Raw genomic sequence first — 25,440 nt, forward strand, 5'->3', positions numbered from 1 at the left:
ATGCTCCTGGGGATTCGCTCGCTTGCCGCCTTCCTGCAACTCGAATTATTTAGGGTATAACAGTTATACCACCCTGAGACGAGCGCGCCACACCCGTTGTCTATACTCAACACACAACAGACAACGGAGTGCGCCATGCCTTTACCTGACTTCAAATCCTCTGAACCCTTTACCCTTGGCATAGAGCTCGAACTGCAGGTGGTTAACCCGCCGGGGTACGATCTCAGCCAGGACTCCTCCGCGCTCATCGCCGCCGTCAAAGACGACATCAAAGGCGGTGAAGTCAAACACGACATCACCGAAAGCATGCTCGAAATCGCCACCGGCGTATGCCAGAACATCGACCAGGCGGCGGCGCAGTTCTCTGTGATGCAGCAGAGCATCCTGCGCGCGGCGGCGGAGCAGCATATCCAGATCTGCGGCGGCGGGACGCACCCGTTCCAGAAATGGCAGCGGCAGGAGGTGTGCGACGACGAGCGCTATAACGTCACGCTGGAGCGCTTTGGCTATCTGATTCTGCAGGCGACGGTGTTCGGCCAGCACGTTCACGTCGGCTGCCGGACCGGGGATGACGCCATTTACCTGCTGCACGGCCTGTCGCGCTTCGTGCCGCATTTTATCGCCCTGGCGGCCGCCTCGCCGTATATGCAGGGCACCGACACGAAGTTCTCCTCGTCGCGCCTCAACATCTTCTCCGGGTTCCCGGATAACGGCCAGATGCCGTGGGTCAACAGCTGGCAGGAGTTCGAGGGACTGTTCCGCCGCCTGAGCGCCACCAGCATGATCGACAGCATCAAGGATCTGCACTGGGATATTCGCCCCAGCCCGCATTTTGGCACCGTGGAGGTGCGGGTGATGGATACGCCGCTGACGCTCGGCCACGCGATTAACATTGCCGGACTTATTCAGGCGACGTCCCACTGGCTGTTGACCGCGCGGCCCTATAAGCACCAGGAACGGGATTTTCTGCTGTACCGCTTTAACCGTTTTCAGGCCTGTCGCTACGGGCTGGAGGGGATCCTGACGGACGTGCACACCGGCGAGCACAAAACCGTGGCGGAAGACATTGCGTGGCTGCTTGAGCAGGTTGCGCCGTCGGCCGAGAAGCTCGGCGCGACGAGCGCAATCAATGAAATTGCCCTGCTGTTAAAGCAGGGCAAGAGCGAAGCGCAGCGCATGCGGGAGTTTATCGCCGACGGCGGCTCGCTTATTTCTCTGGTGCAGAAGCACTGCGAGCTGTGGGCGACGAGTCCGTAAGACCGTGGCCCCACTCTCGCAGGCGCTGGAACAGCACGAACAGCGCCGGGATGAACAGGATCCCCACCACGGTCGCCACCAGCATGCCGCTGAACACCGTGGTGCCGATGATGCGGCGGCTCTGGGCACCCGCCCCGGTCGCCAGCATCATGGGCAGAACGCCGATAATGAACGACACGGCGGTCATCATCACCGCGCGGAAGCGGCGCGAGGCCCCTTCCCGCGCGGCATCGACAATCGCCATTCCGTCCATGCGCCGCGCGCGGGCGAACTCGACGATAAGAATCGCGTTCTTGGCCGCTAACGCGATCAGCAAGACCAGACCAATCTGCACGTACACGTCGTTGGCGTATCCGGCCATCCACAGCCAGACCAGCGCCCCGCCGATGGCAAACAGCACCGAGAGCATCACGCTCGCCGGGAGCGTCCAGCTCTCGTACTGGGCGACGAGGAACAGCCATGCCATCACCACCGCCGCCAGCACGATCCAGATCGCCTGATTGCCGGTCTGCTGCTCCTGGTACGACATGCCGCTCCAGGCGTAGTCGTACCCCGCTGGCAGGCTCTCCGCCAGAATCTCGCCCATCACCGCCATCGCGGTGCTGCTGCTCACCCCTTCCGCTGCAGAGCCGCTCACCGACACCGAAGGGAACTGGTTGTACTGCTGCAGGAACGGCGCGCCGACGGTCGGCGTGATGGTAACGAGGTTGCTCAGGCGCACCCGCTCGCCGCTGTTGCTGCGCACGAACAGCTCGCTGATTTGCTCGGCGCGCTCGCGCCACTGCATCTCGTTCTGCATCACCACCTGGTAGACGCGGTTGTTGACGCTGAAATCCCCGGCGCGCGTGCCGCCAAAGGCGGTTTGCAGACTGCTGAAGATGCGCGATACCGGCACGTCGAGACGCGCGGCGCGCTCCCGGTCAACGGTCAGCGTCAGCTGCGGCACGCTGCTGCTCCAGGTGGTGAACACGCGGCTCAGCTGCGGGTGCTGGTTAGCTTTCGCCAGCACCTCGCGGGTGACGCGCTCCAGCTCCGCCGGGCTCTGCCCCGCCTGGGCCTGGATGCGCAGGTCGAAGCCGGAGGCGTTGCCCAGCCCCGGCAGCGTCGGCGGCGCGAAGGTCATGATGGTCGCTTCCGGCAGGGCCAGCAGCTGGCGCTGCAGGGTGCCCATCACCTCCTCCAGCGGCGGACGCTCGCTCCAGTCCTTCAGCATGATGGAGATAAACCCGCCGTTGGAGGCGCTGGTGCCGTTGAGGATGTTAAACCCGGAGACCTGAATCACATCCTCCACCGCCGGGTTTTGGGCGATCAGCTCTCGCGCGGTGGTCATCACCGCCTCGGTGCGCTCCAGCGAGGCCGCTTCCGGCAGCTGGACGCTGGCGAAGAAGTAGCCCTGGTCCTCCTGCGGCAGGAAGCCTTTTGGCATCGACGTAAAGCTGAACGCCACCACGGCCGCCGCGCCCGCGGTGGCCAGCAGCGCCAGCCACGGGCGCAGGTTTAAGACATGCACGAGGCGGGTATAGAAACCGCGCGTGGCATCCAGCCCGCGGTTGAAGGCGCGATAAACGGCCGCTGGTTTCTCCGGGCGCGGACGCAGGAGCATCGCGCACAGGGCGGGCGTCAGGGTCAGCGCCACCAGGCTTGAGAGCGTGACGGCGGTGGAGAGCGTCACCGCAAACTGGCGGTAGAGTTCGCCGACAATCCCCGGCAGGAGCGCCACCGGCACAAATACCGCCAGCAGCACCAGCGTCGTCGCGATCACCGGCCCGGCGATCTGGCGCAGCGCCAGCGCGGTCGCCGCCGTGCGGCTCTGCCCTTCCGCCATCAGCGTTTCAACGCTCTCCACCACCACGATGGCGTCATCCACCACCATGGTCAGCGCCAGAATGATGGCGAACAGACTCAGCGTATTGGCGGAGTAGCCGAGCGTGTAGAGCACCGCGAAGGTGCCCACCAGCGACACCGGAATGGCGAGGGCGACAATCAGCGTCGCGCGCCAGCTTTGCAGGAACAGTGAAACGACCACCACAACCGCCAGCATGGTGAGCGCCAGCGAGACGCCGATCTCCTTAATGGTGGCGGCAACAAAGGCGGTGGTATCGAATTTCACCTCGTAGACCAGGTCATCCGGGAAGCGCGTCGAGAGGCGCTCCAGCTCCGCGCGTACCGCGTCGGCCACGCGCAGGGCGTTAGCGGACGGCGTCGGGTAGATGCCAAGATAGGCCGAGTCATGCCCGTTCAGCTGCGCGCCGGAGCTGTAGCTGCGCGAGCCGAGCTCGATGGTGGCGACGTCCTTCAGGCGCACCAGCTGGCCCATCTCCCCGGCGCGGATAATGATGTCGGCGAACTCGTCGGCCTGGCTTAAGCGCCCCAGCCCGTTGATGGTCAGGGTCTGCTGCTGGCCGTTAAACACCGGCGGCGTGCCCACCTGACCCGCCGCGCCCTGCACGTTCTGCTCGCGCAGCGCCTGCGCCACGTCGTCGGTGGTGACGTTCAGGGCGTTCATACGGTCCGGGCGCAGCCAGATGCGCATGCTGTAGTCGCGCGCGCCAAACATCTGCACCTGCCCCACGCCGGGCAGACGCGACAGCGCCTCGCGCACCTGGGTGCTGGCGTAGTTGCTGACGAACAGCGGCGTGTGGGTGTTATTCGGTGAGTAAAGACTTACCCCCATCATCAGGTTGGTGGCCCGCTTGCGCACCTGCACGCCGTTTTGCTGCGCCTCGGTGGGCAGCTGCGCCACGGCCTGCGCCACGCGGTTTTGCACGTCGATGGCGGCAAGGTCCGGATCGGTACCCGCCGCAAAGGTAATGTTCAGGCTGTAGGTGCCTTCGTCCGAACTGGTGGACTCCATGTAGAGCATATGATCCACGCCGTTCAGCTGGGTCTCCAGCGGCGTGGCGATGGCCTCCGCCACGTCAGCGGAGCTGGCGCCCGGCCAGCTGGCAGAGACGTTCACCACCGGCGGCGTGATCTGCGGGTACTGCTCCACCGGGATAATCCTCAGCGCAATGGCCCCCAGCAGGGTGATGACCAGCGCAATCACCATCGCGAAGCGCGGGCGTTTGATGAAAAACGTCAGCATGATGGCTCCTTAATTCAGTATCTGAACGGCAGCGCCGGGCTGCACGCGCTGCGCGCCGTCAGTAATCGCTCGCTCACCGGGCTTCACGCCGGATGAAATCTGGAACTGCTGGCCAATCTGTCCGGCGACCTTCAGCGGGCGCATTTCGGCGTTGCCGTCGGCGTTAACCACCCAGGCAAAGAACCCGTCGCCGTTCTGCTGTACCGCGGCGGCAGGCAGGGTCAGCACCGGCTGCTCGCTGGCCGGGCGCAAATACACGTTTACGTTGCCGCCGGGCAGGAGTTGATGGCGCGGGTTGGCGAACTCAGCGCGCAGCATCACGCTGGCGGTACGCGGGTCAATGCGGTTGTCCACCGACGTCAGCTCGCCGCTGACGCGCTGGCCGTTGCTGTCAATTAATGCCTGCCAGGCCTGCTTCATGGCGCTGATATCCGCATGCTGTCCGGCTTTGTTCGCAAACGCCCCCTCTTCCAGCGCAAAGGCGATGCGGATCGGGTCAAGCTGGACCACCTCCACCAAAACGCCGCTCGCCGGGTTGACCAGGCTGCCCACGTGGAAGCTGCTGTGCCCCACGCGGCCGTCAATCGGCGAGGTGATGCGGGTGTAGTTCAGGGTGACGCTGCGGGCGTCGAGGCGGGCTTTGGCCTGCTCCAGCGCGGCGCTCGCCACGTCCCGCTGCATGCGGGCGTTATCCACGTCGTGACGGCTGATGGCGTTACTGCTACCCAGGCTTTCAAAGCGGGAAAGCTGCTGCTGCGCCTGACGCAGCGTGGCTTCGGCGCTTTTCACCTCGGCCTGCGCCAGGCGCAGGGCGGCGCGCGGCTCGGCGTCGTCCAGCTCAAACAGCACGTCGCCCTTTTTCACGTACTGCCCGTCACGGAAGTGGATTTTAGTGATTACGCCTTCCGTGCGGGCGCGCAGCTCAACGGTGTGAATGGCTTCGATGCGGCCCGGGATCTGACGCTCGGCGGCGTGGGCGGTCTGCTCCACGGTGGCGATGCGCACGGGAATGGCGGCGGCGAATACGGGTTGCAGGGTGCAGGCGAGGAGCGCGAACAGGAGTGGGAGTTTCATGGGAGTACCTCAGTATTTTCCCCTCACCCTAACCCTCTCCCCAGAGGGGAGAGGGTACTTGAACACCCTCTCCCCTCTGGGGAGAGGGCAGGGTGAGGGGTAAGGTTTTCGTTATGCAGCCTTACGGAACCTGCGGGTCAGTCGCTTCTCGATTTCGACGACGAAGAACATCACGCCGGCAACGGCCAGGGTCACAAACCAGTAGCGCAGCGGCAGGGCTTCGGTGCCGAACAGCATCTGCATAAACGGCAGGTAGATAATCGCCGCCTGGAGCAGGAACAGTACGCCCGTTACCAGCCATATCCCTTTGTTCGCCAGCAGGCCGCGGTTCAGGGAGAACCCTTCGGTGTTGCGGCAGTTAATCATGTACACCCACTGGGCGCAGACCAGCATCTGCAGCAGCACGGTACGGATGAACTCCGCGCTGTGGCCGCGCGGGGCCAGCCAGGCTTCCAGCGCAAAGGCGGCGATGGCAATCATGGTGCCGACGAAGGCCACGCGCCAGACGGCGTAGGCGTCCATCACGTGCTGCCCGGTCTGACGCGGCGGACGGCGCATGATGTTGCGCTCGGCGGCCTCAAAGGCCAGGCCGAAGGAGAGCGTGGCGGAGGTGGCCATGTTCATCCACAGGATCAGCACCGGCGTCAGCGGAATGATGTTCCCCGCCAGCAGCGCAATCACAATCAGCAGCCCCTGCGCCAGGTTGGTCGGCATGATAAAGAGGATGGTCTTCTTCAGGTTGTCGTAAACGCGACGCCCCTCTTTCACCGCGCTGGCGATTGTGGCGAAGTTATCGTCCGTCAGGACCATGTCCGCCGCCTCTTTGGTCACTTCCGTGCCCTTGATGCCCATCGCGATGCCCACGTCCGCCTGACGCAGCGCCGGGGCGTCGTTCACGCCGTCACCGGTCATGCCGACGATTTCGCCTTTGTCCTGCAGCGCTTTCACCAGGCGCAGCTTATGCTCCGGGCTGGTACGGGCGAAGATGTCATACTTCACCGCGGTTTCCGCCAGCGCGGCGTCGTCCATCTTTTCCAGCTCGTAGCCGGTGACCGCCTGCTCGCTGTTGGTGATCCCCAGCATCTGGCCAATGCTCATCGCCGTCTGGGGGTGATCCCCGGTGATCATCTTCACGCGGATCCCCGCCTGCTGGCAGGCGTTAATCGCGTCAATCGCTTCCGGACGCGGCGGATCCATCATCCCGGCGATGCCGAGGAAGATCAGGCCGTGGCTCAGGTCGTCGTGCGTCAGCGCCTGCTCGCCGTTCGCTGGCTTAAACGCCGCGGCAACCATGCGCAGCCCCTGACGCGCATAGCGCTCCATTTCGGTTTCCCAGTACGCGCGGTTGAAGGCTTCCGTACCGTTGCGGGTCTGCTGCTGCGCGCAGAGGGCGAAAATCACGTCCGGCGCGCCGGTGATCAGGATCTGCTCCTCACCGCCAATCTGGTAGTGGGTGCTCATGTACTTGTACTGCGAGTCAAACGGGATCTTGTTAACCAGCGTGGTCACGACAGGCTCGAGGTTAGCCTTCGCCGCCAGCACCTTCAGCGCGCCCTCGGTCGGCCCACCGGTAATGCCCCACAGGCCGCGCTCGTCCTGAATCATCTGGCTGTCGTTGCACAGGTCGATGGTGCGCAGGTACTGCTCCAGCACGGTGCCCGGCTGGATCTGCACCGGCTCGTCGCTGCCTTCGAGGTAGATGTTGCCCACCGGCTCGTAGCTGTTGCCGTCCACGCGGTAGCAGGCGTCGGCGGTGATGATGGCTTTAGCCGTCATCTCATTCATGGTCAGGGTGCCGGTTTTATCCGAGCACACCACGGTCATCGCGCCCAGGGTTTCAACCGTCGGCAGCTTGCGGATAATCGCCCGCTTGCGCGCCATCGCCTGCACGCCCAGGGAGAGGATGATGGAGATAATCGCAGGCAGACCTTCCGGTACGGAGGCCACCGCCAGGCTAATCAGGGAGAGCAGCAGCTCGCCCATTGGGATTTCGCGGAACACCAGGCTGAAGACAAACAGCGCGGCCATCATTACCAGGATAATGGCGAAGATCGCTTTACCCAGCTTGTCCATCTGCACCAGCAGCGGCGTGCGGTGCTTTTCGATGCCCGCCATCATCTGATTGATGTGGCCGAGCTCCGTATCCTTACCGGTCGCAGTGACCAGGCCGATGCCGCCGCCCGCGCTGACGGTCGTTCCGGAGAAGACCATATTGGTGCGGTCGCCCAGCGGCAGTTCACCGCTCAGCGGATTAACGTGCTTATCCACCACGGTGGATTCACCGGTCAGAATCGCCTCTTCCACGCGTAAATTATGCGCCTCAATTAAACGCATATCCGCCGGAATACGATCCCCCGCGCGTAATACGATAATATCGCCCGGGACTATTTCAGTGGTAGGTATCGTTTCGTGATTGCCGTTACGAATAACACGCGCCTCGCTGGAGAGCATATTGCGAATACTCTTCAGAGATTTTTCCGCGTTGCTTTCCTGAATATGGCCAATTAAGGCATTGATTACCGCAACGCCCAGAATAACCAGCGTATCAACCCAGTGGCCCATTACTGCCGTTAATACGGCGGCGGCCAGCAGGACATAAATCAGCACATCGTTAAAATGGGCCAAAAAACGCAGCCAGGCGGGTTTACCTTTTTTTTCCGGCAGCGCGTTCGGACCTGATTTTTGCAGACGCGCCTGCGCCTCTGCACGATCCAGACCGCTGGCCTGGCTCTGCATGTGCATAAGCACCTGCTCTGCGCTCTGCTGGTATGCCAGCCCGCCGGAAGGCGGCATGTTTGGGGACATTTTTTTTTCGGTCATCGTATTTTTCCTTCAATATCCGGTGAACTGAAGCCTGAATTCCTTTCTGGCGTAAATAAATTCGTTTTTAAGTCTTGCGGGTTAAATTGATCTACCGCAATATAATGACTTCCTGGTTATTCAAAACTCATTAAAACTATTTTGATGACCTGATTTTTACAAAATATTTCTAAACCAAATCTAAACGAGGGGGATCCATGTTTGGTATTTATCGCGGACGACGCCTGGCGTTATACATTATCGCAGCCATTGTTATTGCCACGTTAATTGGTTATAGCACCTATACATTTGTAAAATTATTTTCATGATATGGACGTTTATTTACATAACGCGATATTAATATGAACGCCGGGTCGTATCGTGTTATTTATTCGCGGTAATAATGTCTTTGTTTTATTCAAAAAGGCCAGCGGGCCTGATATTGCTTTACGTTACAGAATGCCGGACAATGACATTTTTAACTGACGATTAACATTACGATGAAACACCCGTTAGAATCGCTGCTTACGGCGGGGGGCATTTTATTGCTGGCCCTGATCTCCTGCCTGCTGTTACCCGCGCCGTCGCTGGGTCTGGTGCTGGCGCAGAAGCTGATGACGACCTTTCACATGGTCGATCTGAACCAGCTTTACACTATTCTGTTCTGCCTGTGGTTTTTAGCGCTCGGCGCCATCGAATTCTTCATCCTGCGTTTCGTCTGGCGCCGCTGGTTTTCACTGGCGTCGTAGGCCGGTGAAGTCACGCATGCCGTGGATCAGCGCTTCACACCAGGCCGCGTAGTCGTGACCGCTGGATGAGGGGTGGAAGCTGACGCGATACCCTTTCTCCCTCAACGCCTGTTCGAAATCCTGGGTAGTGCGATAAATGCCCCCGCCCGGCCCCGCGGTTTCAAACTTTCCGGCCTGCAGCCAGAAGCGCACCGGATACGGCGGCGACTGCTGATATTGTCGCGTCAGCCAGCCGGGAGCCTCCCCTTTCGGTGCCCACCAGTACGAGCCTGAAAGACTCAGCACGTTACCAAACAGGCGCGGATAGCGCAGCGCCACCCACGACGAGGCAATGCCGCCGTAGCTCGACCCCGCCAGCACCGTTTTCTGCCGCTGCGTCGCAATGCCCTGCCCGCGCAGCCAGGGCAGCAGCTCGTGTGCCATAAAGTCGGCGAAGTCCGGGTTCGGCGGCAGCTCGTTGCCGCGTCGGGCGTGATCGAGGCTGTCGATAAACACCACGTTAATCGGCGGAAGATGATGGCGGGCGATCAGACCGTCCAGCACGTTAGCGAAATGGTATTCGTTCTGATAAATCTGCCCGTCGAAGAGGATCAGCGTCCAGCGCGCGGGCTGCGCGCCGCGCGGTTTATAGATCATCACCTCGCGGGAGTTACCGAGGATTTTGCTGGTGATGCTCTGGCGGCTTAACGAGCCGTGGACCAGCGGCTGGGCCGAGGCCTGCGCGGAGCAATAGCGTGCCGGGCTGAGATCGAGCAGCGAATAGCGGCTCCAGCGATCCGTCTTTTGTTCACCAAAGGTATTCGGGTTGAGCGGATCGGCCTGGGCGCTCACCAGGATCGCGCGACGCTGATCGCGTGAGGAACCCTCGACGATCGGCACATCGGGCGCGAGCTTGTACTGCATCACCGTGTCGGCGGGCACCACATAGCTGCGGAACCAGACGTCGCTTGTGCCCAGACGAAACAGCGGGTCGTGATCGCCCGCCGGCGAGCCGAGAATAAAGACGTTATCCCGCGCGCCGCGCCACAGGAAGGTGACGCGCTTATGGCTCGCATCCACCGGCTCCACCATCGGCGTTCCCTGCCGAATCTGCGTCTGCCAGAACGCGTCGGTACTCCCTCCGGCAGCAATCTCTTTTGCCAGCGCCTGAAGCGCCGGGCTTTCAGGCGCCAGCATCTGTACGCGCGGTAGCGCAAATGTCTCTTTCATCCGCCACTGAAAACGCCAGGGTTTACCCGCTTCGCCGTGCAGGACCAGCGAGGTGCTCTGCTTTACCGGCAGGGCGAACAGCAGCGTGTGTTCGCCATCGGCGGGCCCATTTTCAATCAACGTACGAATGCGGCGGTTTTGCCCGTCCAGCAGGCGGGCATCCGTTACGCCATTCAGCGTGGCCGAAACATAATTTTCAGCAAGCTCTGGCAGCATAAAACAGACTTCACCGCTGGCATCAAACTTCCCCTGGACGTCTCCCTGCCGGGAAGAATGTTCGCAGGTTGCCGCCACCGCAGGCAGCACACCTATCCCGAGTAATAATCCGCTCCATACCCTCTTCATTACCGCTTGTTCCCTGACGAAATTTGTTATCAACGCTAATGCAAATGATAATAATTTGCAATATCATCCAACGCGTTTTTAACGGTGTTTTTATGGCGATAGCAACCAAGGATGAGTAGAAAAAATGTTTAAGAATAATAAGATAATGCAACTGTGGCTGCTGAGTCTGGCGACGACCAGCGTGGCGGCTCAGGCTGAAAATAGAGAAGAAACCATAACGGTGACGCAGGGCGTGAGTGACGACCCCACCGCCCCGGTAAAAGGGATTGTGGCAACCCAAACGCTCTCCGCAACCAAGACCCGCGCGGAGATCGTGAAAACGCCGCAGTCGGTATCGGTGATCACCCGCGATCAGATGCACATGCAGGACGTGACGTCCGTATCGCAGGCGCTGCGCTACTCGGCGGGCGTGTTTACCGAGTACCGCGGCTCGTCGAACCGTAACGACGAGGTGTTCGTGCGCGGCTTTAGCTATGTGCCGAAATTCCTCGACGGCCTGAGCTTCGGCGCTACGGCCTCGTCCCAGACAGGTACGATTGACCCGTGGTTACTGGAGCGCGTGGAGCTGGTGCGTGGCCCGGCGTCGGTTCTGTTTGGTCAGGTCAACCCTGGCGGGTTAATCAGCATGACCAGCAAACGGCCGACCGCGGAACCCATCCATAACGTGCAGTTCCGCACCGGCAATAACGATCTGGCAGAAGGCGCGTTTGATTTCGGCGGCAGGCTGAGCGACGACGGCCGCGTGCTGTATCGCGTCAACGGTATCGCCCGTACCCAGCATAATCAGGTGGATGATTATAAAGAAACGCGGATGGCGATTGCGCCTGCTATCACCTGGTACCCGAACGATCGGACCCGCTTTACGCTGCTGACCAGCTACCAGAAGGATCCGGATGCGGGCTACCGCAACTTCCTGCCCGCCTACGGCACGGTCAAAAGCGTCGACGGGAAATACATCCCGCGCGACTTTAACGTCAGCGATCCGAATTACAATCAGTCCTGGCGCGAGCAGACGACGATCGGCTACGAGCTGGAACATCAGTTCGCCGACGACCTCACCTTCCGCCAGAACGCGCGTTACGCCAGCATCAAACAAAAATACCGTTACCTCGTTTACGCCAGCAGCGCGGCCAACAGCACGGTATTGACGCGACGCGCGCAGCATGAAGAGCGCACCACCAGCGAATTTGGCCTGGATAACCAGCTTGAGTATCTGCTGGAGACCGGCAGCGTCAGCCATACCCTGCTCGGCGGGTTCGACTACAAGACCAGCAAAGATAAACAGCTGCTGGAACGCGGGAGCGGTTCACAGTATGACCTCGACTGGACGAACCCGGTGTACGGCGTAAACGTGGATGAAAGCACCTTCAAAACGGCCACCGACGAGCAGCAAAATCTCGACCAGATGGGGCTGTATTTGCAGGATCAAATGAGCTGGAACAGCTGGGAATGGCTGGTCTCCGGGCGCTACGACTGGAGCGAAGTGCGAACACACGACTTCACCGACGGCAGCTTAACCCAGCAGAATGACAGCAAGTTCACCTGGCGAACCGGCCTGCTGTACGCGTTCGATTCTGGCCTGTCGCCGTACGTCAGCTACAGCACCTCGTTTGAACCGAACCTGCAAACCAACCGCGCGCCGGGCGTTGCCCCCTTCAAGCCAACCACCGGGGAGCAGACCGAGATTGGCCTGAAGTATCAGCCGGTCGACAGTACGCTGATGACCCTCGCGCTGTACGATTTAACTCAGGACAACGTGGCAACCTACAACAGCGCCGAAGGCTGGTTCGAGAACGCGGGTAAAGTGCGTTCGAAAGGCGTTGAGGCGGAAATCCACTCCACGCTGATGGACAACATCAACCTGATTAGCTCATACACCTACACCGATGCGAAAACTAAAAGCACGACGGTGGCGGGAACAGAAGGCAAAACGCCGGCGCGTATTCCTGCGCATATGGCATCGGCGTTTGCCAGCTATACCGTTCCGGGCGGCGTGCTGAAGAGCCTGACCGCTGGCGTGGGGATGCGCTACATCGGTACCAGCTACGGCGATGCGAAGAATACCTTCAAGGTGCCGTCGGTGGATCTGTATGACGCGATGCTGAGCTACGATCTGGGCGAGATGAACCGCAGCCTGAAAGGGGCGAGCGTGCAGTTCAACGTCAATAACGTGGCGGATACCAAGTATGTGGCGTCGTGCGCTAGCGATACGGCGTGCTTCTACGGAATTGGCCGTACGGTGACGGCGACGGTGAATTACCGGTGGTAAGTTATCTGTAGGCCCGGTAAGCGCAGCGCCACCGGGAAACTTACGGGCATTGTGCCCGCAAAAAAGCCGGGTGGCGGCTTCGCCTTACCCGGCCTACACGCGACAGGTTAATGCGTCTGGCTGTGATTCTCTTTACGGTACGCACCCGGCGGCTGGTTGAAGGTGCGGGTAAATATGCGGGTAAACGTCTGCTGCGAGTCAAACCCGTAGCGCAGGCAGATATCGTATACGCGAGCGTCGGATTCACGCAGGTCGCGCGCCGCCAGCAGCAGCTTGCGCTCGCGAATATAGCGCCCGAGGCTCTCCCCTTTGTACTGCATAAACAGCCGCTGCAGGTGCCACTTTGAATATCCCGCGTGGCGGGCGATCTCTTCGATACGTAATGGCTGGTGCAGATTGTCGTCGATCCATTCGACGATAGTGTCGATGACTTGAGCGGAAATGGTCATACAGCTGTCCCCCTCTGCTTCTCGCTTAAACATTATTCCCACCACTCGCGAAATGCCTGAGTGGTATCACTCACCCGCACGGGCTCACCCAGTTCCGGCGTCAGCAGCCGATAATTTTTGTCCTTGCTGGCGCGCGCCAGCTGGATCAGCGGATCGTTCCACGTGTGTTTCGCCAGCACGAAGCGCCCGTTGTGCCCCGGCACCACCGCTTTGGCGTTGAGATCCGCCGAGGCCTGCGCCGTTTCATCCGGCAGCATGTGGATGTACTTCCAGTCCTGGTCGTACTGGCCGTTTTCCATAATGGCTAAATCCACCTCGCCAAACTGCTCGCCGATGGCCTTAAAGTGCGGGCCGTAGCCGGAATCCCCGCTGTAATAAACCTTCTGCTCTGGCGTGACGAACATAAAGCTGCCCCACAAGGTCTGGTCGCGCTTGATGCCGCGCCCGGAGAAGTGACGCGCCGGAAGAACGTGCACCGTCAATTCATCGCTGATGCGCACCGACTGGTTCCAGTCACGCTCGTCAATAATCTCAGGCTTCATTCCCCAGTAGCGCAGGTGGGATCCCACGCCCAGCGGCGTTACCACGCGCTTCACCTTCGGCAGTAGCGCCCTGATGGTGGCGTAATCCAGATGATCGTAGTGATCGTGCGAGATAATCAGCAGGTCGATTTCCGGCATGCTATCAGCGCGCCATGGATACTCACCGGCAAAGGCTTTATTCAGGAACGAGAATGGCGCGGCATAGTTGCTGAACACCGGGTCAATCAGAATACGTTTACCCGCGAGCTGCAGGTACCACGAGGAGTGACCGAGCCACACCAGGGTGTCCTGCTCCAGCGGCAGGCTCGCAAGATCGGTTTTCACCAGCGGCAGCGGCTGCGCCGGGCGTGCGTTTTCAGTTTTTTTGGTCAGAAATTCCCACGTCGCGACCAGCATATTTTTGTCGCCGTTATAACCCGGCGTCGGCAGCGTATTGTGGAATTTCCCGTCGCGATACTGCGGGGAGGCTTCCACTTCGGAGAGCTGCTCACCCTGCGGCGGCTGGCCGAATCCGGCGTTCAGAATAAAAGGTAAACTCGCAGCTGAAGCAACAATCATGACAAACACCACGCAGATGAATAGAGGCTTTTTCATTTCCTGACCCGAATACGCGCCCCATCCGATGGTTTACGCGGGTTAAGCTTGATTATGAGTGAGTAAGCACTCATTATTAGATATGATGAATATATCGTCAAGACGTTTTCGATCTTTGACATTCCGCGTTGCAGCGGTATGAACCGCATGCTTCAATACGTTTTTTTACATTTGACAAAGGGGAGAATTGAGTGGCACGTCCAAAGAGTGAAGATAAAAAACAGGCCTTACTGGAAGCAGCAACCGCTGCGTTTGCGCAGTCGGGAATTGCCGCCTCAACGGCGCTCATTGCCCGTAACGCGGGCGTCGCCGAAGGCACCCTGTTTCGCTACTTTGCTACCAAAGACGATCTGCTGAATGCCCTTTACCTCCACCTGAAGCAGGATCTCTGCCAGGCGATGCTCTCTAACCTGGATCGCTCACTCACCAGCCCAAAAGAGCACACGCGTAACATCTGGAACAGCTATGTCGACTGGGGGATCAAAAACCCTCTCGCACACGCCGCCATTCGCCAGCTTGGCGTCAGTGAGAAGATCAACGCCGAGACCGAGCAGGCCGTAAAAGATATGTTCCCGGAGCTGCACGAGCTGTGCCGCCGCTCGGTGCGCCAGGTGTTTATGTCCGACGAATTTAAAACCTTCGGCGATGCGATTTTCTTATCGCTGGCCGAAACCACAATGGAATTTGCCACCCGCGATCCGTCCCGCGCCGTCGATTTTAAAGCGCTCGGTTTTGAGGTCATGTGGCGCGGGCTGGCTCAGGAGGATAGCGATGGACGGTAAGTCTTTGCAGGAGCACGCGAAACGCGTGGCGCTGGAGATGCCTTTCACCGAACATTGCTGGCCGTTCGGCCCCGAGTACGACGTGTTTAAAGTAGGTGGAAAGATTTTTATGCTGATGGCGGTTGTACGCGGACGCCCTCACGTCAGCCTGAAATCCGATCCGGAAAAATCGCTGTTGAATCAGCAGATTTATCGCGGCGTTGAACCGGGCTATCACCTGAATAAAAAGCACTGGATTTCGCTCTACGGCACCGATGACATCACGCCTGAGGTGGTCGCTGATTTCATCAACGACTCGTGGAATCTGGTGGTCGATAAGCTGCCGAAAAAAGACCAGAAGTGGATCCGGCCGGTCTGATTGTTCGTCTGAGACGAACAGATTAAGCGCTCGAATTGCACTTATCTTTTGCCGCTTCGCGCGGTAATCTGCTTTCCTTTCGCCCCCGCGAGCGGGCGAATTTCATCACCAGGAGTTGTTATGGATATCATTTCTGTCACCCTGAAACGCCACTCCACCAAGGCGTTCGACCCAGGCAAAAAACTGACCGCTGAAGAAGCGGAAAAAATCAAAACCCTGCTGCAGTACAGCCCGTCCAGCACCAACTCCCAGCCGTGGCACTTTATTGTTGCCAGCACCGAGGAAGGTAAAGCGCGCGTGGCGAAATCCGCTGCGGGCACCTATGTGTTCAACGAACGCAAAATGCTGGATGCTTCTCACGTAGTGGTGTTCTGCGCGAAAACCGCGATGGACGATGCCTGGCTTGAGCGCGTTGTCGATCAGGAAGAGGCCGATGGCCGTTTCAACACGCCGGAAGCCAAAGCCGCCAACAATAAAGGCCGCCACTACTTCGCCGACATGCACCGCGTGGATCTGAAAGATGACGACCAGTGGATGGCGAAGCAGGTTTACCTGAACGTCGGCAACTTCCTGCTGGGCGTGGGCGCGTTGGGTCTGGACGCGGTGCCGATTGAAGGCTTTGACGCGGCGATCCTCGACGAAGAGTTTGGTCTGAAAGAAAAAGGCTTCACCAGCCTGGTGGTGGTGCCGGTTGGGCATCACAGCGTGGAAGATTTCAACGCCACGCTGCCGAAGTCCCGCCTGCCGCTGAGCACGATTGTAACCGAGTGCTAATCTCTACAGGCGCGCCCGTTACCGGCGTGCCTGTTTTCAATAGAGCGTAATCTGCGGGTGTTCAACCCCACATACCAGTGCATAACGCGTTAAGGTATCAAGACTCGCCCGGGTTATATTCGCTTCCATTCTTGATACGGTGGGTGCGCTGACGCCCATTCGCTCCGCCACCTGCGCGCGCGTCAGACCGGCCTGGTTTCGCCATTGCGCCAACATTTCGCGTAAGCGCTCTTTTCGTTCTTCAGCATCAAAAGAGGCCTGTACCTCTGAATCGCTTAACAGCTCAGATCGGAGTTCATCCCAGTCAATAATCTTCTTGCTCATCCAACATCTCCTGTTGTCGCTTCAGTGCCAGACGAAGTTCAGCAGAGGGCGTTTTTTGCGTTTTCTTGATAAACACTCGCAGCAGAAAAATTGTCTTTTCCCGCTGATAAACGTAAATCCCCCGAGTATGGATTAGCCCGACGGTTCTGATTTCGAACAAACCATGCGGTAAGGGTTTGCTGTCAGGTTCCCGCAGTGCTGTCGGGTTAGCGCGTAATTTATCAAGCTGGCGAATCAGCTTCGCCTGTACCCCAGCAGGCAGTGAGAGAATCTCTCCCCTGACCGCCTCATGAACAATAAGTCTGAACACGGTTTTTCATCCCTGATGATATTAGCATATAAGGCAATTTGCATTAAAGGCTAATTTAGCCTTTCATGTTTACCTTACCTGCTTTTAGCAAACATCACCGGATCAGCATTAACTCCCTGAAAGCCCCTCGCAAAAAAACTATTTCCCCTGCACCGCCAGCCATTCCATCGCCCGCTCCCCCGCCTCATCCACCGGGAGATACACCAGCAGCCGCGAGCCGTTTCGCGGCGCGGAGTACCAGTACATCTGCTGTAGTGTAAAATCCCCCAGCTCGGGATGGGTAAACAGCTTGAGCTGGTTCTCCACGCCGCGCACGTCGTTGCGCTGGTGCCACAGGGTTTTAAACTCCTCGGACACCGCAAAGAAGCGCGCCAGCTTCGCCTCCCACAGCGGGTCCCCCCGGTGCTCGGCCATCGCCGCCCGGAAATAGGAGACAAATATCGGCAGCACGTCGTCGCGCCTGCCGAGCCGCGCGCGCCACGCCGGGTGGGTGAGGAACAGGTAAATACAGTTGCGGTCTTCGGGTGGAATTTCATTGAAATCCACGCCCATCAGGTGCCCAAAGCTGTCGTTCCACGCCACGATATCGAAATTGGGTTTCTGAATGCTGGCAGGTTTTGGCAGCAGGGTATCAAGCAGGCGGCGCGTGCCTTCGCTGATCCCCTCGCAGCAGACCGCCTGCGGCGCTTCACCCGGCGGCAAACCAGCTAAAACAAACAGGTGCCGGGCTTCGGTTGGGGTGCACTGCAAGGCTTTTGCCACCGCCGCCATCACCGCGCTCGACGGATTGACGTCCCTGCCCTGCTCAAGCCAGGTGTACCAGGTTACGCCCACGTCAGCGAGCATCGCCACCTCCTCCCGACGCAGACCCGGCGTGCGGCGGCGACCGCTGCGCGGCAGGCCGAGACGCTGCGGATCGAGGCTTTCGCGCCGCGCGCGTAAAAATGCCCCCAGCTGTTTTCGGGTGTCATCCTGAAGTGAGACGACGGGTTCAGACATCAAGGCCATAAATCCCCCTGCATGGTAGTGCCAGTACCAGTATAAGCAAGAACTGGTACCCGTTTATCAGATGGTTGATGCTACGACCATCTGATGAATGACGCAATGGAGATCCCATGAATACGTCAGTTGTTTCACCGGGCCGCGCAGGCCTGATATTGCTGTTAACCGGCCAGATGCTGCCGCTGATTGATACCTCAATCACCAACGTCGCGCTGGACTCCATCACCCACTCACTGCACGCCACCGCCACAGAACTGGAGCTGATCGTCGCGCTCTACGGCGTGGCCTTCGCCGTCTGCCTGGCACTCGGCAGCAAGCTGGGGGATAACCTTGGCCGCCGTCGCCTGTTTATGTGGGGCGTGGCGAGCTTTGGCCTGGCCTCGCTGCTGTGCGGAATGGCGGGGAACATTGAACAGCTGCTCGCCGCGCGCATCGTTCAGGGCGCGGGTGCCGCACTGATCGTGCCGCAAATTCTTGCGACGCTGCACGTGACGCTGAAAGGTACGGCGCATGCAAAAGCCATCAGCCTGTTCGGCGGCATCGGCGGGATTGCGTTTATCGTCGGCCAGATGGGCGGCGGCTGGCTGGTGTCGGCGGATATCGCCGGTCTGGGCTGGCGGAACGCCTTCTTCATCAACGTGCCGATTTGCCTGGCGGTGCTGGCGCTGAGCCGCCGATACGTGCCGGAGACCCGCCGCGATACGCCGTCACGTATTGACTGGACCGGTACCGTGCTGCTGGCGATGATCCTCTGCTGCCTGCTGTTCCCGATGGCGCTCGGCCCGCAGTGGCACTGGTCCTGGCCGCTGAAGGCCGCGCTGGTGGCCATTATTCCACTGGCATATGGAATGGTGCTGAACGCGCGTAAAAAAGAGCGTGAGGATGCGCACCCGCTGATCCCGCCGCGTCTGCTGCAGCTTCGCAGCATCCGTTTTGGCGTGCTGATTGCGCTGCTCTTTTTCAGCGTCTGGTCCGGGTTTATGTTCTGCATGGCGCTGACCATGCAAACCGGTCTCGGGATGGCGCCGTGGCAGTCCGGGAACAGTTTTATCGCCCTGGGCGTGACCTACTTTATCTCCGCGTGGTTCGCGCCGCGGCTGATTGCCCGCTACAGCACCAGCACCATTCTGCTGACGGGCCTGGCGATCCAGATTACCGGTCTGCTGGCGCTGATTGTTACGTTCCGGGCGTGGGGAATGGAGAATACCGCCCTGACGCTGGCACCCGCGACCGGGCTGGTCGGCTACGGGCAGGCGCTGATCGTGAACAGCTTCTATCGCATCGGGATGCGCGATATCCAGCCCGACGACGCGGGGGCCGCGAGCGCTATTCTCAGCACGCTGCAGCAGGCCGCGCTGGGGCTGGGTCCGGCCATTTTTGGCGCAATATTGCTGCACGCGCTGCAAAACCATCACGGGGACTACACCCAGGCGGTTAACGTCTTCCTGACGGTGGAAACGGTGATGATGGTGGCGCTGGCGCTGGCGACGCTGCGCATGCGCCATCGCCTCTGTTTACCCGCGGTGAAGGTCTGTCAGGCCGCCAAATAAGCCTGTGAATTTGCATAATAGATCCGCAGCCGCCATTATGGGGCTGCATCAATACAGGAGACGTTATGCAGGAATTAATTGCTCAGGTTGAAGAGTTAGGGATTGAAATTAATCACACCACCTCGTTAGTGATTATCTTTGGTATTATTTTTCTTACCGCCATCGTGGTTCATTTTATTCTGCACAAGCTGGTGCTTCGCGCTTTCGAAAAACGCGCGCAGGCCAGCAGCCATTTGTGGCTGCAGATCATTACCCAGAATAAGTTATTTCACCGTCTGGCCTTTACCCTACAGGGGATAATCGTCAACGCTCAGGCGGTACTGTGGCTGCAAAAAGGCAGCGAAGCGGCGGAAATGCTCACCACCTGCGCGAAGCTGTGGGTGATGGTGTATGCCCTGCTCTCCTTCTTCTCGCTGCTGGACGTGATTTTCAATCTGTCCCAAAAAATGGCTACCGCGTCGCAGCTGCCGCTGAAAGGGATTTTCCAGGGCATCAAGCTGGTGAGCGCCATCCTGGTGGGGATTTTGATTATCTCCCTGCTGATCGGCCAGTCCCCGGCGATTCTGATCAGCGGTCTGGGCGCCATGGCCGCCGTTCTGATGCTGGTGTTTAAAGACCCGATACTCGGACTGGTGGCGGGCATTCAGCTCTCCGCCAACGACATGCTGAAGCTTGGCGACTGGCTGGAGATGCCGAAATACGGCGCCAACGGCACGGTGACGGACATCGGCCTGACCACCGTAAAAGTGCGTAATTTCGATAACACCATCACCACCATCCCGACGTGGGCGCTGGTCTCCGACGCCTTTATCAACTGGAGCGGGATGTCCGCCTCCGGCGGGCGACGCATTAAGCGCAGCCTGAATATCGATACCACCAGCATTCATTTTCTCGACGAGCAGGAGCAGCAGAAGCTGATTCAGGCGAAGCTGCTGAAGCCTTATCTGGCGGCGCGTCACGAGGAAATTAACCTGTGGAATCAGCAGAACGGTGAAGGGGAATCGATATTAAACCTGCGCAAGATGACCAATATCGGCACCTTCCGCGCCTACCTGAATGAATATCTGCGCAACCACCCGCGCATTCGCAAAGATATGACGCTAATGGTGCGCCAGCTCGCGCCGGATGCCAACGGCCTGCCGATTGAAATATACGCCTTCACCAACACGGTGATCTGGGCAGAATATGAGGAAATTCAGGCCGACATCTTCGACCATATTTTTGCGGTGGTGGATGAATTCGGTCTGCGTATTCACCAGTCGCCAACCGGGAACGATATTCGCTCCCTGGCGGGCGTCATCGCGAAATAATCAGGTACTGGCGCGGGAAATAAAGCGCCAGTCCATCATCACCCTTTCCGTGGGCGCATCCGGGTTGTCGATTTTGTTCAGTAACAGATCGACCGCCTTGCGCCCGATATCCCGCGACGGCTGCTCGATGGTGGTGAGCGAAATCATGTCCGCCAGCTCCGTGCCGTCAAACCCCACGACCGCGATATCCTCCGGCACCCGCAGCCCCGCCTGCTGAATCGCGCGCAGCGCGCCTGCGGCCAGGGTGTCCGATACCGCAAACACCGCGTCCGGCGTGTTCTCTTTCAGCAGATTTTCCATCGCCGCCATCCCGGCGCGCGAGCTGAGATCGCTGGCGTATTCCACCGCCTGATAGTCCAGATCCTTCAGGTGGATCACGCTCTTGTAGCCGCGCTCGCGCAGGCGGGCATATTTATAGCTGAGGTCATGGTTGATCATCGCGATACGCGTACGGCCGCTCTCGGCCAGCTGGCTGACGGCATGCTGGGAGGCATCGACGTCGTTAATCCCCACGCAGGAGACCGCACCTGCATCGGCGTATTCGGCGCACTGCACCCACGGCGCGGCACCAATCAGCGCGGCCAGTTCCGGCAGCTTCGAGAAGGCGTCCATGGTGATAATGCCGTCGACAATTTTGCCGGAGAGCAGGCTTAAGCCCGAGCGGGAACGCTCGATATCCGAGCCGGAGTTGCACAGCAGAATGCGGTAGCCGTTTTTCTCCGCCTCTTCTTCAATGCCCTTCACCACCTCGGCGCAGAACGGGTTGGCGATGTTCGATACCATCACCAGGATCATATAGCTGCGGGCGGTGCGCAGCTGGCGCGCCAGCAGGTTCGGCTGGTAGTTACTCTCCTGGATCGCCTGCAGTACGCGCTCGCGGTTTTTCGCCTTCACGGTGTCGCTGTTGTTGAGCACGCGGGAGACCGTCGCCACGGAGACCCCGGCGAGCTGAGCGATTTTCTGAATTGACATAGCGACGACACATCCTGCGGTTAGCGTTTTGTGCAGGCTACCATAAAACGGTTGCCCGGCGAACCGGGCAACGCGTCAATACGCCACGCGCACCCAGCGCTGCTGCTGATGGCTTTTCACTATCGCATCAATGATATACATCACGTTTGCGCCGTCGTAGAAGGTTGCAAACGCAGGCCGTTCCGGCATCGCGCCCGCCTGCACGGCGCGGTAGAACTGCGCCATCATGTTTTTGAAGGCGTCCGGCCAGCCTTCGATATGCCCGCCGGGGAAGTGGGCGCTGTCGGCCACGTCAGGGTTCATCAGGCCCGGATCGTCGGTGAGCGTCTGGTTGGCCTGCGCGCGATGGCCGACCCACAGCCGCTGCGGGATCTCCTGATCCCACGCCACCGATCGCTCGCTGCCGTTGATCTCAAACGCCAGGCGGTTTTTGCGCCCGGCGCTCACCTGCGAGACGCTAAAGCAGCCCTTGCTGCCGTCGTCGAAGCGGAACAGCACCGAGCCGAAGTCTTCGGTGGTGACCGGCTTGTCTTCATACTCCGCGTGTTCGTCGTGCGTGAAGGTCTGACCGCCCGCCACGTTCGCCCTGCGCGTCGGCCAGACGACGGTGAGATCGGCCATTACCTCGGTAATGCGTCGCCCGGTGACAAACTGCACCGTATCGCACCAGTGGGAGCCGATGTCCGCCACCGCGCGCGATGCGCCGCCGAGCGCGGCATCCACCCGCCAGTTGTAGTCGGTTTCCAGCAGCATCCAGTCCTGCAGATAGCTGCCGTGCGAGGCGAACAGCCGTCCGATATCGCCCGCGCGCATCATGCTCGCCGCCTGGCGCACCATTGCAAACTGGCGATAGACAAAGCTCACGCCGTGCACCACGCCCGCCTGCTCCGCCAGCGCCACCAGCTCGCGCGCCTCGTCCGGGGTCATGCACAGCGGCTTTTCGGAAAACACGTGCTTGCCCGCGCGCAGGATCTGGCGGTTAATCTCCGCGTGCAGGTGGTTCGGCGTGCAGTTGTGCACCACGTGCAGCTCGGGGTGCGCGAGCAGTTCCTCAACGCTGCCGTAGGCATGCGGCACATTCAAGGCTCGCGCCTTTTCCTGCGCCTGCGCAGGCGTGCCGTCGCACAGGGCAACCACCTGCACAAAACCGAGGCGCCTGAGCGCCTCGATATGCGCCGGGCCGATAAACCCGCTGCCGATAATCCCGACGTTAATCATGCTTGCCTCCTGCCGCGAAGTCGTCAAACGCGCGCCCGGAGACCGGGATGATATGGCGGCGGATAAACTCACTGCCCTCACTCGCGCCGGTTTCGCCGTCCTTCAGGCAGCACTCCCACTCCAGCACCGCCCAGCCGTCATAGTCGTACTGGGTCAGCTTGCTGAAAATGCCCTTAAAGTCGATCTGCCCGTCACCGAGCGAGCGGAAGCGTCCGGCGCGGTTGATCCACGGCTGGTAGCCGCCGTAGACGCCGCTGCGCCCGCTGGGGCGGAACTCGGCATCCTTCACGTGAAACGCCTTGATGCGCGAGTGGTAGATGTCGATAAAGGTCAGGTAATCCATCTGCTGCAGCAGCATGTGGCTTGGGTCAAAAAGGATGTTACAGCGAGGATGGTTATCTACCCGCGCCAGAAAACGCTCGAAGGTCACGCCATCGTGCAGATCTTCCCCCGGATGCAGCTCAAAGCAAACGTCCACGCCCTGCTCGTCGAACGCATCCAGAATCGGCCGCCAGCGGGCTGCCAGCTCTCCGAATGCATCCTGAAAACGCTGCTCGTTATGCGGCGGCCACGGATAGAAAAACGGCCATGCCAGCGAGCCTGAGAAGGTGGCGTGCGCTTTCAGGCCTAACCTGGCCGAGGCAACCGCCGCCTGCCTCAGCTTCTCCGTCGCCCACCCCCGTCGCGCCGCATCGTTGCCGCGCACGGCGGCGGGCGCGAAGTGGTCAAACGCGTCGCTGTAGACCGGGTTTACCGCCACAAGCTGCCCCTCCAGATGGGTCGACAGCTCGCTGATGACCAGCCCGTGCGCGGCCAGCTTGCCGGTAATGTCATCGCAGTAGGCCTGGCTCTCTGCCGCTTTTTCGACATCAAAAATGTGCGGATGATTGCAGGGGATCTGCACCGCTTTATAGCCCTTCCCGGCTGCCCACCCGGCCAGCCCGTCGAGCGAGTTGAACGGCGCTTCCCCACCAATAAACTGCGACAGAAAAATGCCGGGTCCTTTCATCGTCCTCATACCACCTCCTGAACGTTACGCCTTGTCATCGTCATACTTAAACGTGAGAAGGAAAATCAGCGCGATCGCCGCGGCAGCCACCGCCGGGATCCACCAGAATGTCACCCACGCCTGCGGCACGGTTTGTCCCGCCACCAGACGGTTATAGAGCGCGCCGGAAATCTGCGAGCCGAGCAGCATGCCGATGCCGTAAGTGAACATCACGATCATGCTCTGCGCCTGGCCTTTCACCTTTTCTCCGGCCACGCGGTCTGTATAGATAAAACCCACCACAAAGAAGAAGTCATAGCACACGCCGTGCAGAAGGATGCCGATATAGAGCAGGAAGCGCCCCTCCTCGCTCACCCCCAGCGCGAACATGGCGTAACGCACAAACCACGCCAGCATGCCGATCAGCAGCATGACTTTCACGCCCAGGCGGCGGAACAGCAGCGGGATCACCAGCATGAAGAAGATTTCCGACATCTGCCCGAAGGACATGGCGGTGCTGACGTCGGCAATCCCGGCATCCGCCAGGTATGAGGCGGTATAGGCGTAATAGGTGCCCAACGGGACGGAGATCAGCATCGCGCAGACGGAGAAGACGAAGAAGTGGCGGGTTTTAAGCAGCGCAAAGGCATCCGCGCAGAAGAGATCGCGCACCTTAACCGGCAGGCCTTTCGCCGGGGCTGGCGTGTGTGGCAGCGTCAGGCTGTAAAGCGCCAGCAGCACGGAACTGGCGGCCGCCACCTGGAAAATGGTCACGCTGGACGCCACGCCGGTCACGCCGATGAAAATGCCCGCGACGATCCAGCCGATGGTGCCGAACACGCGCACCACCGGGAAGGTTTTATCCACGTTCGCGAGGCTGTGAAACGCGATGTTGTTGGTCAACGCCAGCGTCGGCATGTAGCAGAGCGTGTAGCCAAACAGCAGGCCGATCAGCAGTGCGCCGTTCTCGGCAATCAGCGCCCCCGGCACGAACCAGAGGATCGCTGCGCCCGCCAGATGCATCACCGCCATCACCTTCTGCGAGGCGAAGAAGCGGTCCACCAGCATCCCGAGCACGAACGGCGAAAGAATAGACGCAATTGGCCCGGCGGAGAAGGCATCGCCAATCAGCAGCGACATGTTGTGCTGGGTCATCACCAGGCCGAGCGTGACCGACCAGCTTCCCCAGATAAAAAACTGCAGAAACATCATCAGCGACAGCCGCGGCACCAGCAGCCGGTGCTGCGCGATCGCCTTTTCACTACTTTCAGTTGTTGACACCATGATAAGCCTCACCCGGTAAAAGTAATCGATTACAAAACGGTTCAGGTAAAAAGTAATCGATTACAAAATAAAGATCCTGCGGATCGAAACGGATTTGGGAGGGGGGTCACGATAAAGGTGGAGTGATACTTTGTAGGCCCGGTAAGCGCAGCGCCACCGGGCGTGAAGGCGGATGCGGTCTGGTTTGGTGTGGTCT

At 59.8% G+C, this 25,440-nt stretch carries 21 protein-coding genes; 8 read left to right on the forward strand and 13 right to left on the reverse strand.

Annotation, left to right across the window (positions count from 1 at the left end):
- Window positions 1–135 precede the first annotated feature (135 nt).
- The gene (locus KK102_RS07000) at window positions 136–1,257 is read left to right on the forward strand and encodes a YbdK family carboxylate-amine ligase (protein ID WP_126544089.1); all 1,122 of its coding nucleotides are present in this window, start codon (window positions 136–138) and stop codon (window positions 1,255–1,257) included.
- Here the strand turns inward: KK102_RS07000 and KK102_RS07005 are convergent.
- From KK102_RS07005 to KK102_RS07015, 3 genes are all read right to left on the reverse strand, one after another.
- A complete protein-coding gene (locus KK102_RS07005; protein WP_216357261.1) occupies window positions 1,208–4,342 on the reverse strand; it encodes an efflux RND transporter permease subunit in 3,135 nt (1,044 codons plus the stop codon). The genes KK102_RS07000 and KK102_RS07005 overlap by 50 nt on opposite strands.
- 9 nt (window positions 4,343–4,351) lie before the next feature.
- Window positions 4,352–5,416 (reverse strand): efflux RND transporter periplasmic adaptor subunit, encoded by a 1,065-nt coding sequence (locus KK102_RS07010; RefSeq protein WP_216357262.1) that lies wholly within the window; start codon window positions 5,414–5,416, stop codon window positions 4,352–4,354.
- A 111-nt stretch (window positions 5,417–5,527) separates the two neighbouring features.
- Window positions 5,528–8,236, reverse strand: a complete 2,709-nt coding sequence (locus tag KK102_RS07015) for a cation-transporting P-type ATPase (RefSeq protein ID WP_216357263.1) — start codon at window positions 8,234–8,236, stop codon at window positions 5,528–5,530.
- A gap of 479 nt (window positions 8,237–8,715) precedes the next feature.
- On the opposite strand from KK102_RS07015, the gene KK102_RS07020 reads away from it, so the two are divergent.
- Window positions 8,716–8,964 (forward strand): DUF1158 domain-containing protein, encoded by a 249-nt coding sequence (locus KK102_RS07020; protein WP_010428319.1) that lies wholly within the window; start codon window positions 8,716–8,718, stop codon window positions 8,962–8,964.
- Here the strand turns inward: KK102_RS07020 and KK102_RS07025 are convergent.
- A complete protein-coding gene (locus KK102_RS07025; protein WP_216357264.1) occupies window positions 8,950–10,518 on the reverse strand; it encodes an alpha/beta hydrolase-fold protein in 1,569 nt (522 codons plus the stop codon). The two genes, KK102_RS07020 and KK102_RS07025, sit on opposite strands and share 15 nt — an antisense overlap.
- Window positions 10,519–10,642: 124 nt before the next feature.
- Between KK102_RS07025 and KK102_RS07030 the strand changes: the two genes are divergently transcribed.
- Window positions 10,643–12,787, forward strand: a complete 2,145-nt coding sequence (locus tag KK102_RS07030; protein ID WP_216357265.1) for a TonB-dependent siderophore receptor — start codon at window positions 10,643–10,645, stop codon at window positions 12,785–12,787.
- Window positions 12,788–12,894: 107 nt separating this feature from the next.
- Here KK102_RS07030 and KK102_RS07035 read toward each other — a convergent pair whose 3' ends face one another.
- Together KK102_RS07035 and KK102_RS07040 are read right to left on the reverse strand one after the other, a co-directional pair.
- A complete protein-coding gene (locus KK102_RS07035; RefSeq protein WP_010428317.1) occupies window positions 12,895–13,236 on the reverse strand; it encodes a RamA family antibiotic efflux transcriptional regulator in 342 nt (113 codons plus the stop codon).
- 32 nt (window positions 13,237–13,268) lie between these two features.
- Entirely contained in the window at window positions 13,269–14,372 is a 1,104-nt protein-coding gene (locus KK102_RS07040) for an MBL fold metallo-hydrolase (RefSeq protein WP_216357266.1), read from the reverse strand.
- 191 nt (window positions 14,373–14,563) lie between these two features.
- Between KK102_RS07040 and KK102_RS07045 the strand changes: the two genes are divergently transcribed.
- The 3 genes from KK102_RS07045 (at window position 14,564) to nfsB (ending at window position 16,286) form a co-directional block, all read left to right on the forward strand.
- Window positions 14,564–15,154, forward strand: a complete 591-nt coding sequence (locus KK102_RS07045) for a TetR/AcrR family transcriptional regulator (RefSeq protein WP_126544081.1) — start codon at window positions 14,564–14,566, stop codon at window positions 15,152–15,154.
- Window positions 15,144–15,512: an MmcQ/YjbR family DNA-binding protein gene (locus KK102_RS07050; protein WP_216357267.1), complete on the forward strand. Its 369-nt coding sequence runs from the start codon at window positions 15,144–15,146 to the stop codon at window positions 15,510–15,512. The genes KK102_RS07045 and KK102_RS07050 overlap by 11 nt, the downstream gene beginning before the upstream one ends.
- Window positions 15,513–15,632: 120 nt before the next feature.
- On the forward strand, window positions 15,633–16,286 hold the full coding sequence (gene nfsB, locus KK102_RS07055) for an oxygen-insensitive NAD(P)H nitroreductase (protein ID WP_216357268.1): 654 nt from the start codon (window positions 15,633–15,635) through the stop codon (window positions 16,284–16,286).
- 36 nt (window positions 16,287–16,322) lie between these two features.
- Here nfsB and KK102_RS07060 read toward each other — a convergent pair whose 3' ends face one another.
- The 3 genes from KK102_RS07060 to KK102_RS07070 all read right to left on the reverse strand — a co-directional run bounded on the left by KK102_RS07060 (window position 16,323) and on the right by KK102_RS07070 (window position 17,928).
- The gene (locus tag KK102_RS07060) at window positions 16,323–16,610 is read right to left on the reverse strand and encodes a helix-turn-helix domain-containing protein (protein ID WP_182403798.1); all 288 of its coding nucleotides are present in this window, start codon (window positions 16,608–16,610) and stop codon (window positions 16,323–16,325) included.
- A complete protein-coding gene (locus KK102_RS07065; RefSeq protein ID WP_126544078.1) occupies window positions 16,591–16,920 on the reverse strand; it encodes a type II toxin-antitoxin system RelE/ParE family toxin in 330 nt (109 codons plus the stop codon). Before KK102_RS07065 ends, KK102_RS07060 begins: the two co-directional genes overlap by 20 nt.
- A 138-nt stretch (window positions 16,921–17,058) precedes the next feature.
- A complete protein-coding gene (locus KK102_RS07070) occupies window positions 17,059–17,928 on the reverse strand; it encodes a helix-turn-helix transcriptional regulator (protein ID WP_126544077.1) in 870 nt (289 codons plus the stop codon).
- A gap of 107 nt (window positions 17,929–18,035) precedes the next feature.
- Here KK102_RS07070 and KK102_RS07075 point away from each other — a divergent pair, with 107 nt between their 5' ends.
- Both KK102_RS07075 and KK102_RS07080 read left to right on the forward strand, forming a co-directional pair.
- Entirely contained in the window at window positions 18,036–19,472 is a 1,437-nt protein-coding gene (locus KK102_RS07075; protein ID WP_126544076.1) for an MFS transporter, read from the forward strand.
- Between the two features lie 65 nt (window positions 19,473–19,537).
- Window positions 19,538–20,782, forward strand: a complete 1,245-nt coding sequence (locus tag KK102_RS07080; protein WP_126544075.1) for a mechanosensitive ion channel family protein — start codon at window positions 19,538–19,540, stop codon at window positions 20,780–20,782.
- Here KK102_RS07080 and KK102_RS07085 read toward each other — a convergent pair whose 3' ends face one another.
- From KK102_RS07085 to KK102_RS07100, 4 genes are all read right to left on the reverse strand, one after another.
- Complete coding sequence (locus KK102_RS07085; RefSeq protein WP_126544074.1) at window positions 20,783–21,754, reverse strand: LacI family DNA-binding transcriptional regulator; 972 nt, start codon at window positions 21,752–21,754, stop codon at window positions 20,783–20,785. It abuts the gene before it with no gap.
- 75 nt (window positions 21,755–21,829) lie between these two features.
- A complete protein-coding gene (locus KK102_RS07090) occupies window positions 21,830–22,972 on the reverse strand; it encodes a Gfo/Idh/MocA family protein (RefSeq protein ID WP_216357269.1) in 1,143 nt (380 codons plus the stop codon).
- Complete coding sequence (locus tag KK102_RS07095) at window positions 22,965–23,990, reverse strand: sugar phosphate isomerase/epimerase family protein (protein WP_216357270.1); 1,026 nt, start codon at window positions 23,988–23,990, stop codon at window positions 22,965–22,967. The genes KK102_RS07090 and KK102_RS07095 overlap by 8 nt, the downstream gene beginning before the upstream one ends.
- Before the next feature lie 15 nt (window positions 23,991–24,005).
- The gene (locus tag KK102_RS07100) at window positions 24,006–25,244 is read right to left on the reverse strand and encodes an MFS transporter (RefSeq protein ID WP_126544071.1); all 1,239 of its coding nucleotides are present in this window, start codon (window positions 25,242–25,244) and stop codon (window positions 24,006–24,008) included.
- Window positions 25,245–25,440 lie beyond the last annotated feature (196 nt).

The organism is Enterobacter quasimori, assembly GCF_018597345.1.
In the GTDB taxonomy this organism is placed as follows: Bacteria; Pseudomonadota; Gammaproteobacteria; order Enterobacterales; family Enterobacteriaceae; genus Enterobacter; species Enterobacter mori.

Excerpts from the sequence above, each read along its gene's own strand:
- KK102_RS07100 (WP_126544071.1), bottom strand. The coding sequence starts at position 25,244 with ATGGTGTCAACAACTGAAAGTAGTGAAAAGGCGATCGCGCAGCACCGG.
- KK102_RS07050 (WP_216357267.1), top strand. The coding sequence starts at position 15,144 with ATGGACGGTAAGTCTTTGCAGGAGCACGCGAAACGCGTGGCGCTGGAG.
- KK102_RS07040 (WP_216357266.1), bottom strand. The coding sequence starts at position 14,372 with ATGAAAAAGCCTCTATTCATCTGCGTGGTGTTTGTCATGATTGTTGCT.
- KK102_RS07085 (WP_126544074.1), bottom strand. The coding sequence starts at position 21,754 with ATGTCAATTCAGAAAATCGCTCAGCTCGCCGGGGTCTCCGTGGCGACG.
- KK102_RS07005 (WP_216357261.1), bottom strand. The coding sequence starts at position 4,342 with ATGCTGACGTTTTTCATCAAACGCCCGCGCTTCGCGATGGTGATTGCG.
- KK102_RS07060 (WP_182403798.1), bottom strand. The coding sequence starts at position 16,610 with ATGAGCAAGAAGATTATTGACTGGGATGAACTCCGATCTGAGCTGTTA.
- KK102_RS07030 (WP_216357265.1), top strand. The coding sequence starts at position 10,643 with ATGTTTAAGAATAATAAGATAATGCAACTGTGGCTGCTGAGTCTGGCG.
- KK102_RS07095 (WP_216357270.1), bottom strand. The coding sequence starts at position 23,990 with ATGAGGACGATGAAAGGACCCGGCATTTTTCTGTCGCAGTTTATTGGT.
- KK102_RS07080 (WP_126544075.1), top strand. The coding sequence starts at position 19,538 with ATGCAGGAATTAATTGCTCAGGTTGAAGAGTTAGGGATTGAAATTAAT.
- KK102_RS07035 (WP_010428317.1), bottom strand. The coding sequence starts at position 13,236 with ATGACCATTTCCGCTCAAGTCATCGACACTATCGTCGAATGGATCGAC.
- KK102_RS07025 (WP_216357264.1), bottom strand. The coding sequence starts at position 10,518 with ATGAAGAGGGTATGGAGCGGATTATTACTCGGGATAGGTGTGCTGCCT.
- KK102_RS07000 (WP_126544089.1), top strand. The coding sequence starts at position 136 with ATGCCTTTACCTGACTTCAAATCCTCTGAACCCTTTACCCTTGGCATA.
- KK102_RS07010 (WP_216357262.1), bottom strand. The coding sequence starts at position 5,416 with ATGAAACTCCCACTCCTGTTCGCGCTCCTCGCCTGCACCCTGCAACCC.
- KK102_RS07075 (WP_126544076.1), top strand. The coding sequence starts at position 18,036 with ATGAATACGTCAGTTGTTTCACCGGGCCGCGCAGGCCTGATATTGCTG.
- KK102_RS07020 (WP_010428319.1), top strand. The coding sequence starts at position 8,716 with ATGAAACACCCGTTAGAATCGCTGCTTACGGCGGGGGGCATTTTATTG.
- KK102_RS07015 (WP_216357263.1), bottom strand. The coding sequence starts at position 8,236 with ATGACCGAAAAAAAAATGTCCCCAAACATGCCGCCTTCCGGCGGGCTG.
- KK102_RS07070 (WP_126544077.1), bottom strand. The coding sequence starts at position 17,928 with ATGGCCTTGATGTCTGAACCCGTCGTCTCACTTCAGGATGACACCCGA.
- nfsB (WP_216357268.1), top strand. The coding sequence starts at position 15,633 with ATGGATATCATTTCTGTCACCCTGAAACGCCACTCCACCAAGGCGTTC.
- KK102_RS07090 (WP_216357269.1), bottom strand. The coding sequence starts at position 22,972 with ATGATTAACGTCGGGATTATCGGCAGCGGGTTTATCGGCCCGGCGCAT.